At 45.8% G+C, this 17,655-nt stretch carries 19 protein-coding genes; 2 read left to right on the top strand and 17 right to left on the bottom strand.

Annotated elements, in window-relative coordinates; all coding sequences use genetic code 11:
* Nucleotides 1–29: 29 nt before the first annotated feature.
* The 4 genes from G3352_RS25485 to G3352_RS25470 all read right to left on the bottom strand — a co-directional run bounded on the left by G3352_RS25485 (nt 30) and on the right by G3352_RS25470 (nt 3,076).
* The gene (locus tag G3352_RS25485; RefSeq protein WP_163761021.1) at nt 30–791 is read right to left on the bottom strand and encodes a DUF3600 domain-containing protein; all 762 of its coding nucleotides are present in this window, start codon (nt 789–791) and stop codon (nt 30–32) included.
* The gene (locus tag G3352_RS25480) at nt 778–1,365 is read right to left on the bottom strand and encodes a sigma-70 family RNA polymerase sigma factor (protein WP_163761083.1); all 588 of its coding nucleotides are present in this window, start codon (nt 1,363–1,365) and stop codon (nt 778–780) included. Before G3352_RS25480 ends, G3352_RS25485 begins: the two co-directional genes overlap by 14 nt.
* A 158-nt stretch (nt 1,366–1,523) precedes the next feature.
* A complete protein-coding gene (locus G3352_RS25475) occupies nt 1,524–2,312 on the bottom strand; it encodes a TrmH family RNA methyltransferase (protein WP_163761020.1) in 789 nt (262 codons plus the stop codon).
* Nucleotides 2,313–2,413: 101 nt separating this feature from the next.
* Complete coding sequence (locus G3352_RS25470) at nt 2,414–3,076, bottom strand: potassium channel family protein (RefSeq protein WP_064635682.1); 663 nt, start codon at nt 3,074–3,076, stop codon at nt 2,414–2,416.
* Nucleotides 3,077–3,254: 178 nt separating this feature from the next.
* Here G3352_RS25470 and sspI point away from each other — a divergent pair, with 178 nt between their 5' ends.
* A complete protein-coding gene (gene sspI, locus G3352_RS25465) occupies nt 3,255–3,488 on the top strand; it encodes a small acid-soluble spore protein SspI (RefSeq protein WP_062324046.1) in 234 nt (77 codons plus the stop codon).
* 200 nt (nt 3,489–3,688) lie between these two features.
* Here the strand turns inward: sspI and G3352_RS25460 are convergent, their stop codons facing one another.
* The 13 genes from G3352_RS25460 to G3352_RS25400 all read right to left on the bottom strand — a co-directional run bounded on the left by G3352_RS25460 (nt 3,689) and on the right by G3352_RS25400 (nt 14,732).
* Complete coding sequence (locus tag G3352_RS25460) at nt 3,689–3,877, bottom strand: hypothetical protein (protein ID WP_163761019.1); 189 nt, start codon at nt 3,875–3,877, stop codon at nt 3,689–3,691.
* Between the two features lie 287 nt (nt 3,878–4,164).
* Nucleotides 4,165–5,748: a peptide chain release factor 3 gene (locus tag G3352_RS25455; RefSeq protein ID WP_076290948.1), complete on the bottom strand. Its 1,584-nt coding sequence runs from the start codon at nt 5,746–5,748 to the stop codon at nt 4,165–4,167.
* Nucleotides 5,749–6,105: 357 nt separating this feature from the next.
* Nucleotides 6,106–6,504 carry a DoxX family protein gene (locus tag G3352_RS25450; RefSeq protein WP_053783291.1) on the bottom strand — a complete coding sequence of 133 codons (399 nt, stop codon included), beginning with the start codon at nt 6,502–6,504 and terminating at the stop codon, nt 6,106–6,108.
* Nucleotides 6,505–6,900: 396 nt separating this feature from the next.
* Nucleotides 6,901–8,451: a glucose-6-phosphate dehydrogenase gene (zwf, locus tag G3352_RS25445; RefSeq protein WP_163761018.1), complete on the bottom strand. Its 1,551-nt coding sequence runs from the start codon at nt 8,449–8,451 to the stop codon at nt 6,901–6,903.
* A 247-nt stretch (nt 8,452–8,698) separates the two neighbouring features.
* The gene (locus G3352_RS25440; protein WP_163761017.1) at nt 8,699–9,439 is read right to left on the bottom strand and encodes a YwmB family TATA-box binding protein; all 741 of its coding nucleotides are present in this window, start codon (nt 9,437–9,439) and stop codon (nt 8,699–8,701) included.
* 243 nt (nt 9,440–9,682) lie between these two features.
* Nucleotides 9,683–10,357, bottom strand: coding sequence for a response regulator transcription factor (locus G3352_RS25435; protein WP_090904561.1), 675 nt, complete (start codon nt 10,355–10,357; stop codon nt 9,683–9,685).
* Nucleotides 10,293–11,414 (bottom strand): sensor histidine kinase, encoded by a 1,122-nt coding sequence (locus G3352_RS25430; RefSeq protein WP_076290951.1) that lies wholly within the window; start codon nt 11,412–11,414, stop codon nt 10,293–10,295. The genes G3352_RS25435 and G3352_RS25430 overlap by 65 nt, the downstream gene beginning before the upstream one ends.
* A gap of 33 nt (nt 11,415–11,447) precedes the next feature.
* Nucleotides 11,448–12,095, bottom strand: a complete 648-nt coding sequence (gene liaF / locus G3352_RS25425; protein ID WP_163761016.1) for a cell wall-active antibiotics response protein LiaF — start codon at nt 12,093–12,095, stop codon at nt 11,448–11,450.
* A 149-nt stretch (nt 12,096–12,244) separates the two neighbouring features.
* Entirely contained in the window at nt 12,245–12,952 is a 708-nt protein-coding gene (locus tag G3352_RS25420; RefSeq protein WP_024634152.1) for a PspA/IM30 family protein, read from the bottom strand.
* A 1-nt stretch (nt 12,953) separates the two neighbouring features.
* Nucleotides 12,954–13,460 carry a PspC domain-containing protein gene (locus tag G3352_RS25415; protein WP_063566168.1) on the bottom strand — a complete coding sequence of 169 codons (507 nt, stop codon included), beginning with the start codon at nt 13,458–13,460 and terminating at the stop codon, nt 12,954–12,956.
* Between the two features lie 17 nt (nt 13,461–13,477).
* Nucleotides 13,478–13,714: a PspC domain-containing protein gene (locus G3352_RS25410; RefSeq protein WP_063566169.1), complete on the bottom strand. Its 237-nt coding sequence runs from the start codon at nt 13,712–13,714 to the stop codon at nt 13,478–13,480.
* Between the two features lie 4 nt (nt 13,715–13,718).
* The gene (locus G3352_RS25405; protein WP_163761015.1) at nt 13,719–14,390 is read right to left on the bottom strand and encodes a PspA/IM30 family protein; all 672 of its coding nucleotides are present in this window, start codon (nt 14,388–14,390) and stop codon (nt 13,719–13,721) included.
* Between the two features lie 33 nt (nt 14,391–14,423).
* Nucleotides 14,424–14,732, bottom strand: coding sequence for a LiaF transmembrane domain-containing protein (locus G3352_RS25400; RefSeq protein WP_062324034.1), 309 nt, complete (start codon nt 14,730–14,732; stop codon nt 14,424–14,426).
* 519 nt (nt 14,733–15,251) lie between these two features.
* Between G3352_RS25400 and G3352_RS25395 the strand changes: the two genes are divergently transcribed.
* Nucleotides 15,252–17,609, top strand: a complete 2,358-nt coding sequence (locus tag G3352_RS25395; RefSeq protein WP_163761014.1) for a helix-turn-helix domain-containing protein — start codon at nt 15,252–15,254, stop codon at nt 17,607–17,609.
* Nucleotides 17,610–17,655: the final 46 nt, after the last annotated feature.

Genomic DNA, 17,655 nt, shown 5'->3' with positions numbered 1-17,655 from the left:
CGCTCCTCAGCCCCTGAACACTACCTAAGCTACTCACCCGGTTTGCGTACATCCAGTCCCAACTTCTCCAAGAAGGGAAAAATCTGCTCACGTACCTGCTTCAGTTCTTCTTTCTGCTCCGCAGACAATCGTTCTTCATGCATGTTCCCATCCTGATCCATCACCATGGCTTCATACTGCTTCATCTGTTCATATAACGATTTGAACTCGGTAAACTGCTCCTTTGAAAACTTCGTCTCTGCCATTGCTAGCTGTTCCTCCCAGAATTGCTCCTGGTCCAAAGGTTCTTTTGGAGAGTCTACACTTGCTGCTTCCAACTTTTTGAAAAATGGTTCCAGTTCTGCATTAAGACGATTAAACTCCGTCTGTTCTGTGGCACTCCATTGCTCGGGGTGCATCTCTCCCTGTTGATCCGCATACTTCAAAGCCATTTGCCCCAATTGCTTCATCAGACCCATAAATTGAATGAATTCCTCTTCACTTAAATGTGCTTTGGCTGTCTGGAGCTTCTCCTCCAGTCTCATGTAATCCTCCGATGTTCCACCCACCGATGATATATTTTCCTGTGAGCCATACATCTCGTTAGCCAAATAGGTGTACCCCGCATAGGCTCCAGTAGGAATGATGAGCACAGCAGCCAGCAGCACAGTAACCAGCCATTTTTTCCGATGTCTTTTGAGACGTGATTCACTTCGAATCGCATTCATGATTTTATGTTTTGTTCTCTCAGGAATTGTCCACTCTTTGGTCTCTTCCTGGTAGTCTGTTCGCAGCTGTTCATCGAGATTCATGCACATCCTCCACCTTTCCCCGAATACCTAGGTCCAACTTCTGATTCTGCCTCAACTTGCTTAATGCCGCATGAATACGCGATTTTACCGTTCCTAGCGGAATGTCCAATATGCATGAAATCTCCTCTTGCGTGTACTCGTTCAAATAGTGAAGAGTGATCGCCTGCTGCAGCTTGTACGGCAATCTGTACACCTGTTCAAGCAGAGGGCGATTTGCCAATTTGTTGATTAAGTCTCCGGAAAAATCATACACCAGCCCCGTATCAGACTTTTCCATCCGCTTGCTAAAACGAAATTGTGTCAACCGTCTGCGCCGGTAACTTCGGACCTGCCGCATTGTCACACCCATTAACCATGGACGAAACGCTCTCTCCGAATCGTAACGCTCTAATGACCTGTATGCCTGAATATAAATTTCCTGTACCAGATCTTCCGCGTCAGATGAGTCACGAATCAGAAAACGAACAGTACGATACACATCCCTCACCGTTAGCTCATATAACTCTCCGTATGCTTCGTAGTCGCCAGCCCGGGTTAATTCCACAAGTTTTATGTACTCTTCTGCCTCACTCATCATCCATCCCCTTCCTCCTTACACTATATATTGGCATACCAGCTCCATATCGTTCGATTTATTTATTTCCACTTTCTCCGACCATGCAAAAAAAGCCCATTCCTCACTCATCGTTCGAGTTGGAATAAGCTTATATTTCTTACTTCATATGATAACGGCTAAACCATCCGCTGCCTCATCGCCTCGAACAACAAGATCGTTGCCGCCATCGCGGCATTAAGTGACTCAGCCTGTCCCTGCATTGGAATTGTAATCGCATCGTCCACCAGTTGTGCAGTAGACTCCGATATGCCCTTGCCCTCATTACCGATCACAAGCCACACCGATTGTGTAAAATCATAACTGTAGCACGAATACTCTGCCTGCAAAGACGTACTAACCAACTTTACACCCGCAGCCTTTGCTTCAGGCAGTAACGATTCCAACTGCCCTTCTACAATCGGCAAATGAAACAATGACCCCATCGTCGAACGGATCGTTTTCGGATTATAGACATCGGCACAACCCGCACCGAGCACAACACCTGCCGCTCCCGCTGCATCCGCACTGCGAATAATCGTCCCCACATTACCAGGGTCCTGAACATTGTCCAAAACAACGACCAGCCCCTTGGAGGAAGACAACAAGCTTTGAAGCGGCTCACGACCTTTATGTACAACGGCAAAAACAGGTTGGGGTGTCATTGTATCCGTACACTTGGCGATAACCGCAGGGGATACACTGATCCATTCCACACGCTGAAGTGGAGCCTCCAGTCCAGCCAGTTCCTTGGGTACACCCTGCTCCCCATCGTAAACGATGCAATCCAGATCCGCCCCGGCGCGCAGCGCTTCCTGTACGAGATGAATGCCTTCAATAATATATTTATGTTGACGGGTACGGTGCTTTTTCTCCAGCAGCTGTGCCCATTCCTTCACACGTGTATTTTGCGGTGATACAATATCCATCTTTCCATCCTTCCCGTCTGCGGGATTTTTTATCAACATGTTACATGACGAATTGAAATTATCCGACCAAAGAATGTTCCATCATCCCATCAACGTACTTATCACTTTGGATATGCAAGCTCCATTTTCGTCAAATGGTCCTTGTGGCCAACAATGATCAGCACATCGCCGTCCGCAATCCGATCCTCGGCATACGGAGATATATTCATCGAATTCCCACTGCGAATCGCCATCACGTTGCAACCGAAACGCGCACGAATATTTAGCTCCAGCAGATTTTTACCGATCATTTGCTCAGACGCTCTCATCTCCAAAATGCTGTAATCCTCAGATAACTCGATGTAATCGAGAATGTTTGGAGATGTCAGATGATGGGCTACACGAAGTCCCATATCCCGCTCAGGATAAATGACCTTGTCCGCTCCGATCTTCTGCAATACTTTACCATGAAGCTCATTTTGTGCTTTTACAATCAGAACAGGTACACCCATATCCTTCAGAATAAGGGTCGTGAGAATACTCGACTGAATGTCTTCACCAATCGCCACAACGACGACATCAAAATTTCGTATGCCCAGCGCACGCAACGCTTCTTCGTCCGTCGAATCTGCCGATACGGCATGAGTCACCACATTGGACATTTCCTGGGTCCGCTGCTCGTCTGCATCAATTGCCAGTACGTCGAATCCCATGCCGCTCAGCGCATTGGCTACACTTGATCCGAACCGTCCCATGCCAATGACGGCATATTGTTTTTTTGCCATTAGGGTCTAACCTCCCGCTGCACTTCAGCATTACGCATCTATTGGTAGTCCATTTTTCAATTAAAGGGTAAATGTAAATATCCTTCGTAGTATACCACAAAGCCCAATAAACTTGAATGCGCTCACGCTTCCCAGGGAACAGTATTAGAGCAGCCGAATATACGAGGAGGGACTTGCGATGCCAATTACATTAAGCCTGCGTGAAGCCATTGTTCATAAGGTTCATGATAAAAGTGATGATCAGCTCCGGGAGATGATTGAAGGTTCTGTAGATGGACCGGAAGCAGCATTACCCGGACTTGGTGCCATTTTCGAAATGATCTGGAAGAACACGGAACCTGCCAAGCAGGAAGAATTAATTCAAATCGCGCAGGAGCATCTGCACACCATTCCCGTTCAACCCATCAGATAACTGAAGCCTTGGAGGGAAAGGTACCATCATCACGTTGTTCTGTCTGCAAAGAAAGAATTTGGCTCATTGGTCTGGATGATACCTTGCTCCAAGAGCAAGGCAGTTATATCCCTGTAGACTAATTAGGCTCCCCAACCAAACAAGGTACAGCCACTGAGCATAACTCAGGAGGCTGTACCTTGTTTGTGTATACCCGTGTTTTAGAAAAGAAAAAAGCCGTCTGCCTCTAATCCCGAGCTGGAAATAAGACTTTGCAACTCACTCAGCAAGGATTTCTTTTCATCAACAGTAAGCTCATTGTTCATTGTGTTATCTTGGTTCTGTTCTTTAGAATTTTTTTGATTATTCCATACAAATGACGGCATTATTCGACCCATGGCTTGCGTCATTGGAGGTGTTCCATTGCGATCCGAACGCGATGAATCCTTTGCAGGCGGAGGTTCGGGGCGTTGGCTTTGAATGATTTCAGCTACCTGGTCAAACAGATCGGAGATATCCTCGTCCGTTGCTGCTGAAGCAGACTGAATAATGACTGAATGTTATTCTCATTTCCCCCATAAGGCGAAATCCTTAATGAGCTATAAACGCTGGGAACGACAAAAAAAACCTAAACCCCTCTGATCAGGGATTTAGGTCATTTTTGTCTGTTGTATTTGCTATTTTAGGAAAAAACGACTTATGGAGCTGTCTCCAGGAATTTCGCCGTTGGGTTTTTGTCCATTGCGGTTCTCATCGCGTATTCATTTTCGAACAGTACTACATGATTTCCTTTTTTATCTTTCACCAGAGCAGAGTTGATCCGGAATTTACTTGGGTCCAGATTCTCGTCCACGATCCAGCGTGCAAATTGATATGGCATACGCTGTAGCTGCACGTCTACCCCGTACTCGCCTTTCATCCGGTATTCAAATACCTCGAATTGGAGCTGACCCACTACGCCGAGCAATGTCTCGTCGAAGCTAACGGTGTTGAACACCTGAATTGTTCCTTCCTCGGTCAACTGGTCAATCCCTTTTTGGTACTGCTTATGTTTCAATGCATTTTTAACCGTAACTTTGGCAAAAATCTCTGGTGAGAACGTTGGCAGTTCATCAAAAATAACCTCGCTACCTTGGCTCAATGAATCGCCAATTCGGAAGATACCCGGATCGAACAGACCAATAATATCGCCTGCGTAAGCCTCTTCTACAATGTCCCGATCCTGTGCCAGGAATTGCTGAGGCTGAGACAGTTTGATCTCTTTGCCCACACGATTATGCTTCACGCTCATACCGCGCTGGAACTTACCGGATACAATCCGCAGGAATGCGATACGATCCCGGTGTGCTGGGTTCATATTCGCCTGGATTTTGAAGACATAACCGCTGAACTTCTCATTCGTTGGCTCAATCTCACCTGCTGTACTGCGACGTGGTTCCGGCTTCGGTGCGAGCTGCAAGAAGTTCTCGAGGAACGTCTGCACGCCGAAGTTATTGATGGCACTACCGAAGAATACAGGTGTCAGTTCACCACGTTGTACCTTCTCCATGTCGAACTGGTCTCCTGCAACATCCAGAAGCTCTAGGTCCTGACACAGCTGATCATGCAGATAATCTCCTGCCATCTCACGAATGATCGGATCTTCGTATCCATCCACTTTTTGTACTTTAATCGTCGAGTGATCGTCCCCTTGGAACAATTCTACCTGATTTTTCATTCGATCATACACGCCACAAAGTTCACGACCTGTACCAATCGGCCAGTTCATCGGTACGGAGCGAATCCCCAGTACGTTTTCGAGTTCTTCCATCAGATCAAACGGGCTTTGTCCTTCACGGTCCAGCTTATTAATGAATGTAAAGATCGGAATACCGCGCTTCGCACAAACCTGGAACAATTTAATGGTCTGTGCCTCGACACCTTTGGCCACGTCAATCAACATTACTGCGCTATCGGCAGCTGTCAGTGTACGATACGTATCTTCACTGAAGTCTTGGTGACCCGGTGTATCTAAGATATTGATGCGATGACCCAGGTAATCAAACTGCATTACGGAAGAAGTTACCGAGATCCCCCGCTGTTTCTCAATCTCCATCCAGTCACTTGTTGCATGTTTGCTTGCTTTCCGAGCTTTTACTGTACCGGCAAGACGAATCGCGCCCCCGAACAGCAACAGTTTCTCGGTCAATGTCGTTTTACCCGCATCCGGGTGAGAGATAATGGCAAACGTCCGGCGTTTGTCCACTTCCTGTTGAAGAATGTTATCTGCAGCTTTGCTCATAGATTCTATCCCTTTCGTCCGTTCATTCACGTTAATCCGGCGAGGCCGGTCTACCATTCAATCTTTATGCAATCCGGCGAGGCCGGTTGATTGTACATTCGCATTTCGCATATTAGGCAGTTAAGTATCCTATGTTAATTTTACACATTTACAACGGAGTTCATCCTCCCTAAGCTTTGTGCTTCATACATGCCGTAGACCTGATTTAGTATCCAACTTTCCTATTGTACCATAATCTTTACCGAAAATAACCGATTACGTACAGCAGATTCTTCTCTTTTCCGATTGCAAAAAAAGAGCACCCTTCCGCCATCATTATGGCGTCCAGGTACTCATTATTCATTTCGCTTGCCGCTCTTAGAAAATTAATGCGTCCAGTGCGTATTGTCCGCCACCTGTCAAAGCCAGTGCTACACCAACCACCAGGATGGCAAGGTTATATTCAAACCCATTTTGTGTGGACCAGTATCCATTCGCACCATGAACCTTCACAATCGCGATAACCATAGTCAGAGCAATCAGAATGCCGCCTACCGGTGTGAGCAGACCCAGAGCCAGCAGCAATCCGCCTCCGAATTCAGCGAGCCCTGCCAGCAGCGCTACCAATGCGCCTGGTTTCATCCCCATCGATTCAAACCAGCCTCCGGTACCCTTGATTCCATATCCCCCGAACCATCCAAACAACTTCTGAGCCCCGTGCGCCATGAACGACAACCCAATCACCAAACGAATCAATAACAATCCTACATCCAACATTTTCTTTTCCTCCATTCAATATATACAAAATAGTATTCTTAGATTAAAGATATTATGCTAAAATTTTTTCTTCATGAATGTATTTCGTAACCCCTTCACCTGGTTCACATTTTATCTCATGAATGATGTACGTATCCGATTCGTCATCGGGTTTCGCATGTCTTTGCGTAATCTCTTTATCTCTTGGATTGAGTATAAGTTATATACTTACTTTTTGTCAATAACTTATTTTATTATATGTACATTTTTACATCCCCACTTCTCCATCGCAAAAAAGACCTGGAAAGATCGCATCTCTGCGTTCTTCCCAAGTCTTATTTCAGTGTTAGTCTTATCACCAATACAATGACTTCGCTCTAATCAAAATCTCTGCCACAGTAAATGTTGCTCCCGCGATTAATTGTTCACTTGCCAGATGACACTATCTTCGTCCTGACCGTTCACCGGCCACCAGTGAAACCCATCCTGCTCCAGTAGTTTGCCTGTTGCTTCTGGCCCCCACGTACCTGCTGGATACGTATGCAACTCTCCGTTATTTTCCGCCCAAGCCGCCGCAATCCGGTCAACGAAGGACCATGCTGTAGCAACTTCATCCCAACGGGTAAAGTAAGTGGAGTCTCCTTCTGCTGCATCATGCAGCAGACGTTCATACGCCTCCGGCGAGTTGATTCCAATCATGCAGCTCTGACAGAAATCCATCGCCAGCGGCTGAATCTCGGAGTCTGAACCCGGCTTCTTGGCATTGATTTTAATATAAATGCCTTCCATCGGGTTTACCCGAATGACGAGCAAGTTTGGCTCCAGTTTATACTTTTTGCCCAGATAAACGTTACTCGGCATGGATTTGAATTCAACTACAATTTCAGTCGTTTTCACCGGAAGGCGCTTGCCTGTCCGAATATAGAATGGCACACCTGCCCAGCGGAAATTATCTACAAATACACGTGCAGCAAAGTAAGTCTCCGTATTGGATTCCGGATCAACCTTGTCCTCCTGACGATAGCCGGGAAGCTGCTTACCACGATACTCCCCTTCCGTATACTGCCCGCGCACAACGTTAGTGCTCACTTCTTCATTAGAGGTAAACGCACGCAGAGATCGCAGTACCTTAACCTTCTCATCGCGGATGTCCTCCGGGAACAAACGGCTTGGCGGCTCCATAGCAATCATCGTCAGCATCTGCAGCATATGATTCTGTCCCATATCTCGCAATGCTCCCGAATGATCGTAATATCCACCACGTTCTTCCACACCAACCGTCTCTCCCAAAGTAATCTGAACGTTGGCAATATGTTTATTGTTCCAAAGCGGCTCGAAAAAGGCATTGCCAAAGCGAATCACTTCGATATTCTGTACCATTTCCTTGCCCAGGTAGTGGTCAATCCGATAAATCTCTTCCTCACGGAACACTTCACGAATCTGCTCATTCAGATGCTCCGCAGATTGCAGATCATATCCAAATGGTTTCTCAATCACAAGTCGATTCCACCCGCGGCTCTCCAGCATTCCACCATCACGCAAACTATATGAGACGCTACCGAAGAGCTCAGGTGCCAGCGCCAGATAGAACAGACGGTTACCCGGTGTGTTAAACTTCGCTTCCAAACTCTCTGTCTGCTCACGTAATTCTTTGAAACCGTCCACGTTATTGATATCTAGTGATTTATACTCAAAATGTTCGACAAAAGCGTTCCACTCGTCGGGTTCCCCCGCCGGATAGCGGCAGAACTCCTTAATGGATTCATAGATGTCTTCCCGGAATTCTTCTGGTGACCTCGGACGACGCGCTACACCAATAACCGCAAAGTCTTCGGCTAACTTGCCTTCGCGGTAGAGACTGTAGATCGCCGGAAACAGCTTCCGGCGGGCCAAATCACCCGTTGCTCCAAAAATGAAAAATACTGCACCTGGTGTCTGCACTTCATCTTGCATTTGTTTTTCGACCATGGGCTCCTCTTTCTTTCCGGGAAGATATCTCCACACTCTCCCCGAGCTATGTAATGGTGTTATATACGCAACATACAACCGTCAATTACCAGCAAATTTCCTTCTTGGATGTGATGCCATTTTAGCATAAAGCCCCATGGGTTGCACTAATTTTCCTGAGAAATATTATCACTATTTTTCCACAATTCATGGAAATTTCATCTATAAAAATTCATGATCAGACTTATAAATCTGCTAAAATATTTCATTAATATTCGATCGTGATCACCGGGAAACCTACTGTAACTCGATTAGTCCCCTTTTCGTCATCCTGATGGACAGCAAGCTGCATGTTCAAGTGATGTTTACCGCTCTTAATCGCTATGGGCAGATCCGATGCCTCATATGACACGCTGGCAGTGCTGTTATCTGTATAACGTTCTATCGCTTGCATATTCATATCTCCAGATAGCTGTTCCTCGATTTGCTGCAATTGACTGCTGGCGCCACTTTCTTCAGTTGCACCGGTGCCCTGCACAGCGAAATTCCATGCTGCTTTCATTCCCGAATCGTTGAGCAACTGGGATACTTGTTCATGTAATGTGGTCAATAAACGTTGGTCTGTATGTTCATTGCCTGTTAATTGGACGATCGCATAGTATTCCTTTTCCCCCGTCACGACAACATTGACCAGAATGCCTGCATACTGAGCATCAGCAACCATCTCACTACGATACACATCATGCCCCGTCTGAACACCGCGTTCAGGCTGTTGCAATCCTAACTGATGAGCAAGCAGCTCCGCCTGCTCTTTTGCATCTCCACGGCCTTCCCCTTGCCATTTAATGACTAGACGGTCCACATGATCGATTGCTGTATCGGCGGTCTTCATCAATTGTTCCAGCTTGCCTGCTTCGGATTCCGTCTTCTCAGCGTACACATGAGTCATGCCTACAAGTATAATGATTGCTAATGCCAGTATGCCTGCTGTCATCCATCGATTTAACATTCGAATCCTCCGCTCTTTCTTACACTCTATGAATCTATCAACAGCATGCCCCCATTACTCATTTGCTAAACTTCTTTTTGGCACACAAAAAAAGCCCCATCCACCATCTTCATGGCTGATCGGACCTTATATCATCTTATGGGCAGAACAAACTTTCGAATCGTGCTCCACCGATTTCTTAACTTCACCTTATCTACTCAGCAAAATCATAGTGCATGCCTCAACCTTCGCACGCTTCTTTTTCTATTCCGCAAGTCCATTCTTATAAGCATAGATGGCTGCCTGTGTACGGTCATCCACGCCCAATTTTGCTAGTATGTTCGTGACATGGAATTTGACTGTCTTTATACCGATAATGAGATCATCTGCAATGTCCTGGTTCGATTTGCCTTTAGCTACTAACCGAAGTACATCCATCTCCCGATCAGTCAATTCATCATGAGCTGGTGCCACTGCCTGCGGCTGTCGGAAACGATTCATCATTTTTGACGCCACTTGTGACTCCAGAACCGATTGCCCCCGAGCTGCTGCGCGGATCGCATCTGCCACCTCATTGGCTCTCGATGTTTTCAACAGATAACTGAAGGCTCCTGCCTCAATAACCGGATACATTTTTTCATCATCCAGATAACTGGTCAGCACAATGACCTTGCATTCCGGATACATTTTAAGCAGCTGCCGGGTGGCTTCAATCCCGTCCATCCCTTCCATAACGAGATCCATCAGGACAACATCAGGCTTATACTCCTGTGCCAAGCGAATACCTTCCTCACCGCTGCCCGCTTCCCCCACTACTTCAATGCCATCTTCGGTATCCAGCACCGCAGCGAGGCCAATACGTACCATTTCATGATCATCCACGAGCAACACTTTGATCGACGTTTCCGCTTCCGTCTCCGTTTCTATTCCCGTCTCCATTGACATGTTCTTCCTCGCTTTCATCGTTCATCAAAGGTATTGTAATCTCAATTCGTGTTCCTTTGCCCGGCGCCGTTACAAATTGAATGGCTCCGCCAATTTCAGTCACACGTTCACGCATATTGGTCAGACCATAGGAGGCCTGTTTCTGATCGTCAAGATCAAATCCCTGACCATCATCACGAATCAGTACCCGAATGGCATCCATCCGGCGCTGAAGCCGAATTTCCATCTTTTCCGCCTTCGCATGACGTAATGTATTGGACATCGCTTCCTGAATAATACGGAACAGATGATTCTCAATGCCTTTGATCAAATGAATGTCTTCATCCATTTCGAGTACGATGTCCATAGGTACTTTTGTTTTCAACTCCATCACAAGATCACGCAAACCTTGTTCGAGATGTTTACCCTCCAGATAGACAGGTCGCAAATGCAATAGTAACGCCCGCATCTCAGACTGAGCTACCGACGCCATCTCTTCAATCAAGGCCACCTGCCGCTGGGCACGCGCAAAATCCTTTTCCATTCTTCGTCCAACCGCTGTTGCGGTCATGGAAATGGCGAACAGCTGCTGCGATACCGCATCATGCAATTCTCTTGCCAGGCGCTGTCTCTCTTCCACAATGGCCGTTATTCTGGCCTGTTCAGCCAGCTGAGCGTTATTCGTAGACAGCCTCTGTAGTGAGGATACCTGATCTTCCCACTTTTTGCCGATACGTCCAAGCTGCTCACTTAATCGCCCGACATCATCAATACCAAGGTCTGGCACTGTACGTGAAAGTGAGCCCTTTTCCCATTGCAGCAGCGTCTCTCGCAATAGTTCAAGCCTGCGTTTGACCCGGTAGCTCTGATAGAAGCCAAAGGCCGCACCCATACCGATCAAGAGCAGCAGTAACGCCAGACCCGATTGAATCAGATGCCTCCACCCTGCAAACGGAGCAAGATAACCATATGTATACAATACATACAAGATTACAATGAGCACAATGAAAACAAGGAGGATCCCTTCACCCATACTTCGGGTTACCATGTCGGTATGTCGTTTTGTCTTCATCCGGGTCTCCTCCTTCTTCACCTATTTAACTTATTACGGATTACTGATGCTTAGGTCGCCAACAATATAAGAAATGACAAATTTTGCTTTATGTTCACTGGACTCATATCCAGGAGTTCTCCATACCAATTTGTTCATCATGCCACTATCCTGCTCTCCATTCAGGCTAATCCGTCCAAAGAGTACCGAAGCCTCAATTTCAACACCATAATCTTCAGGCAGTATCAGACGAACATTCCCCATAACTCCCTGCAAAAGTACAATCGTTTGTTTCTCCTCCGGGAGGGAAAGTGACAAATCTGCATTAATCTCACCCATGGCATGCCATAGGCTCATACTCCGCAATGTCCATGGTGCTTGATCCCAATAGTAACGAGCCATAAAATTTTGCTTCCGCATGACATGTCCATCTAGATGAATCTTTTTGTTTTTGGAATAAAAATAGGCCAGCGAAGCCAGTACAATCAAAAATACAATCATTAGATTATCAAGCAACAACAGAGCGGCACCGATACCAAGGTATCGATAGCCTTTGTGTGTGTCACCCTTACGAACTTGAACCATACCTATCGTTAACAGAATCAGTGCGGCGACGGTCAGCAGGTTAATACTTCGGTTCAGTAACATCAGCATGCCGATGACAATGATTACAACAGCAAGCCATTGACCCTTCTTATTCATCTCTGCCGCACCTCCTCTGTAAGTTGATCTTCCCAATTCGACGGAAAAGCCATATCAGGCTTTGAACACCTGTATGGCTTAACCTTTGTTCTAGAAACCGTTCTTTATTCACGATTTATAGAATATCATATTGTCTGCTGAGCGAACAGTTATTCTTTTGAAGTACCGCCCGTTTCATTTTTGGCACCATTGCCGATTTTGTTTTTCAGAGCTTGCAGCTGTTGATCCACTTTGAATTGCTTTTCTGTATCTACAGGATTAGTGTACGTAGATTGTGTATTACGATAAGGTGCACGGATCACATCAGCTTCAGCTTCCATTTGCATGATTTTTTCTTCCATGCGGTGGAATCCAAGGGATGCGCCGCCACTCTCGATGGAGTGCAAGCTGTTGATTTGGGACATTTGTTTTTTGGCTTTCGCCATTTGTGCACGGGATACGAGTTCATTACGTTTGTTACGCATTTTGTAGAACTCATCTTTCATGTCATGCAGCTGTTGCAGCAAATCTTTGGCTTGAGCTTCGGACTGTGCATGAAGTTCTCTGTATTCCGTAATTTTTTGATCGAAGTAGATTTTCTCTTCCAGCAATTTACGGGCCACTTCTTCCTGACCATTAGCCAGTGCAGCCTCTGCCTGAGACTCACGTTGTACCGATGTACGTTCTGCTTCGTCCAGACGCTGTTTCATGCGACGCTCATTCGCCATTTGTTTGGCAACTGTTACCTCTGCCTCATGAATTTCAGCCTCCATGTCACGCAAGTACTGGTTCAACATTACAATCGGGTCTTCCACTTTATCCAACATATCATTTACCGACGCTTTAGTCATATCCTTAATCCGTTTAAATACTCCCATTTTACTTTTCTCCCTTCTCGTAACGAGATAATTTTTGGCGAAGCTCTTCAACTTCTTTTTTCAATGCTTTTTTCTCAATATCTTTCATCATGGAATCAAGTTCACTTTCTTGCTGTGACCCTGCTCCGTAAGCGTTATTGTCGTAAGAACGTGGACCAGACTGAGGTCTGCTGTTGTATCCTGGGCCAGGACCGAAGTTTCCTGGGCCTTGATTATGGTTGTTTTGGAAAGGACCTCTTGGCGGCTCGTGATCAAAGTTGTTGTACCCTCTACCAGCGCCAGGACCAGGGCCCGGACCATAGCCGTATGGATCATAAGGTGGATATGGCTCTTTTGGCACCACCAGTGCTGCGATGAAGTAGATTAACAACGACGTGCCGCCAGTTACGAAGATACTGATGACGAAGATGATACGCAGCAAGGTTGAATCCATGCCGATCGACTCGGATATCCCACCACATAATCCAGTCAGCATCCGGTCACGCGTTGAGCGATATAATTTGCTCATGTGCTTACTCCTTTCTTTTACTTGTATCCTCTTACGTGATCAGCACCATAAGTGTATGGATCAGCGTGATAGGGTTCTTTTGGCACTACCAATGCAGCGATGAAGTAGATCAACAATGATGTACCCCCCGTAGCGAAAATACTGATGAAGAAAATGATACGCAGCAGCGTGGAACTAAATCCAAGATTTTCAGAGATGCCGCCGATCAAACCTGTCAGCATACGATTACGCGATGAGCGGTAAAGTTTATTCATGTGTCTACTCCTTTCTGTCATTGTTCAGCTTTTGTTTCAGCCGTTCCAGTTCTTTGTCCAGCGTAGAGGATGACATGGTGCCAGATGTACCTGACCCATCCTGACTCATCCGCCGCAAATCCCGGAGACTTTGTGCCTCATATTCGAGATCAGAAACTTGATCGTCCAGCCGGTTGAACATACAGGGTACATTCTGACCGTTGTAGTGACCTCTCTGATTCATTCTTTGCTGCAATTGAATCGTCTGCATACGAGCGTAGTAATATTGACGTTTGCTGTATACATTTTGGTACTCCACTTTCAGTTGGTCGATCTGTTCATCCAATTCCTGTAAAGCCGCGTTGCTTTGTGCGTATAATTCATTGTATTGCTCCATTTTTTCCTCGTGGAGGATTTTCTCCTGCAAGGCAAGTTTGGCTAAATGCTCCTCGCCTGCTTTCAGAGCCATGGAAGCTTGTTCTTCCCGTTTGTGTACCATACCTGCTGCCTGATCCGCTTGTTGTTTCATTTGTCTGGTATGGCTTGCATATTGATGACGAAGCTTCTCGGCTTCACCGATGTCTTGGCGGGTCGAGACCAGAAACTGATCAATCAGTTTGACTGGATCCTGACTTTGCTCCAGATGTTCGTTTAAATTAGCTACGGTAATGTCCCGCATTCGACGAAATACACTCATTTTGTCTGTCCTCCTTATCATAATCGTGAAAGCTTAGTAACGGCCACGACGACTGCGATTATTACTCAACATGGAGAATCCGAAGATGATTAAGCCAATCGCGATGATCGGTCCGATCAGCCAGGCCAGTTTACCCAGCAATGAGAGGATACCGATGAAGAGAACAATCCATCCAAGCAGTACATTTCCTCGTTTAACTCCGTAGTAGCCAAGTGCAATCATCAGGATCGGAATTAGATAACCCATTAAATGTCCCAGTAGAGGAGTTAACTTTCCGAAGAGGAGGAGTGCACCCAATGCAATCAGTACAACCGCCCAGCCATTTCCTTTATTCCATCTCATAATTATTGTTCACCACCCTTTCGGTTCGTTAATTTTGGTTTGTGTGTTTGTTCGTTTGTTTCTTGTTTAACCTTATGTCCTTATTCTAGGGGAAACTGCGACTTTTCAAAACAGACCGTGGACGGTTTTTCATCCTAGACTCAGGTCGGGGATCGGGTTGGACCTTTGACTGTCCCTTGATCAGACCATTGGCCACTATACCGAATAAAGGCCTTAGATATCCCTTATTACCCTTCTTCAAAGCCGTTTCACCCCGTATGAATACGACTTCCATACCTCTTATCTACGTTCTCCCTCGACTGACGTTTCCCATTATGCCTTCCATTAAAGCTAAAACAACCTCTATTATAATTTGAACGATTTGATGACCTCTTTATTTCTGCTTGAATTTTTATTACTTTTTTATCCAAATAAACAAAATTTAGATTGTTCTATATGTAAGCGTTTACTAAAATAGAAAGTGTTACTAATTCAAAAGTCAGGAGTGGACCTGTGCGATCATTCAGCTATCTACATAAAATGATAGTCTTCGGAATCTTGTTAAGTACCCTGCCCATTCTGTTGACGGGAATCGCCGCTTTTATCTATTCTTCAAATCAATCAGAGCTGCATCGTGCTCAAGCTAATAAACAACTGTTAATCCAAATGCAAACCAACGTGGAGCACAAACTTGCAACCGTAAGCTATATGCTCGATCAGGCCGTTCGGTCACCGGACACGCTCCATTCGCTAACTTCATCATCATCGGTTCAGGGTACCGGGCCTTTGTTTGCTGAGAAGTTACAGACCGAATTCAAGAATATGAGGTCATGGGAGCCTCTAATGGATATTACGCTCGTAAATCAGACCCAGGATTGGCTTATCAATCATGCTGGCCTGTACCTGAATACTGATTTTCCAATGGCTCTGCCCATGAAAGACTTGTTATCGAACACACTCACATCCGGTTGGCAGCTTGCACCCTCATCTGTGTTTAACAATAATGAGCGACCGGTGAATTCAGGCTGCATTTACCATATTGCACTCGCCAGATCGATACCCGATGTAAATATTTCTTCTGACGCTGCCCTGATTGCGGGAATTCCCGCGTGTTCACTGCAAAAACCACTGGAAGAGGATGCACCCGATAGCTCTACAGTCGGACTAATCATTTTGAATCGTGAACAGCGCATCATGGTCCACCCCGATCCCGAATATATTGGCCAGCCATTAGCCGCAGCAGGAATATGGGACAGTGATTCGAAGGCCAACTTTAATGAATTGTTATCTAAGCGTGGTTTCGCCGCCTCTTCAGGTCAACGTGAGGTACGTATTGCAGATACACGTTACTCGCTGTCCTATACGCATTCTTCTCTAAAAGGGTGGACATATATTCTCATTTCGCCTACGAATATTCTTACTCACGAGTATGTTCAGATAGGGCTGCACACCATGTATATCAGTGTTGCTATGCTACTGCTCTCACTGTTGCTCTCATGGATAGGATCGAGACGAATGCATATTCCCATCCGCAAGCTTCTTGCACAACTCGGTGATAAACGCTTACCCGATCGCCTTGGAACCAAGTCTACACTTCATATAGACGAATTCGAGCAAATCAGAGCTGGCGTCTCGCAGCTCTCTGCTTCTCAATCCCAGCTTGAAAGCAAACTAAATCAATATAAGTTGCAGATACGCACTCATTTTTTAATCAACCTGCTTCAGGGCAAAAATGCTCCATCCACTCTTCATGACACACTCAGAGAGAATGGTTATGGTTCACAGCTTCAAGAGTGGCAACAAATAGCCGTCATTGCAGTCCAGACTGATCTTATGAATCACACCAAATATCATGCCAAGGATCGGGATCTGTTGTTGTTTGCCGTTCAGAACATACTGGAGGAGAGTATTTATGCAGAACAACAGTTACTTCCTGTGGTATATGAACAGGCTGTCGTTACAATCATCGGTACCTCTGAGCAAGACCGTGTTCGTTTTTCACTACATCTGTACACGTTAACCGAACAACTCCAACATCAGATCAGTGAGATCCTTAGTCTTCAAGTAAGCATTGGCTTTAGTCAGCCTCACACCTCCCTATTTCAGATACCACAAGCTTATACGGAGTCCTTTGAGGCACTCAAGCATCGAATGAAACTGGGAGCAGGCATCATCTTTCAATTTGAGTCGACCGATAATCGTACCTCCCATTGGGCACTGCCATATCCCGAATCACTGGAGTATACGCTGATAGAGGCTATCCAAAATGCCGATGAAGCCCTGGCCTCCTCTCTTCTCCATCAGCTGCTTGAAGTGCTCTTTGGCATGGAATGCACACCGGAAGAATATCAGGTAGCACTCACCCGATTGTTAACACATATTTTGCAGATGATGCAGGAATCCGGTATACGACTGGGACAGATCTCCAAAGGCCATGGGTCTATTTTCAATGAACTTCATGCTCTGCAGTATGCAGCTGAGGTTGAGCAATGGTTTAACAAACATATCATCATACCAATCATTCTCATTTTGAAGGAAAGACAGTACGCCCAATATCAGCATATATCCGAAAAAATGATTGCCATCATTCAGCAAGAATACGATAATGATCTGACGTTGGAGGAATGCGCATCCAGACTTCATTACAATGCCAACTACCTAAGTAGTGTGTTCCGCAAAGAGACAGGCTGTTCATTCAGTGAGTATCTGACGAAGTACCGCTTCAGTATAGCTAAAAAGTGGCTCGACGAAAGCGAGCTGACGGTCAAGGATATCGCCGCACGGCTTCGTTATAACAATCCGCAGAACTTTATCCGTTCTTTTCGAAAATGGGAAGGGATTACGCCTGGACAGTATAGGGAACGTAAGCAGAAGCCTGATCTATCCATGAAGCAATAAACGGCTCTTTGGGGGACAAGTACGAGAGTTATAACTATTTCTATTA

The organism is Paenibacillus sp. ALJ109b (assembly GCF_010747435.1).
Taxonomy (GTDB): domain Bacteria; phylum Bacillota; class Bacilli; order Paenibacillales; family Paenibacillaceae; genus Paenibacillus; species Paenibacillus taichungensis.
The sequence above is the reverse complement of the archived record's forward strand: the minus strand, read 5'-3'. Positions and strand labels throughout refer to the sequence as shown.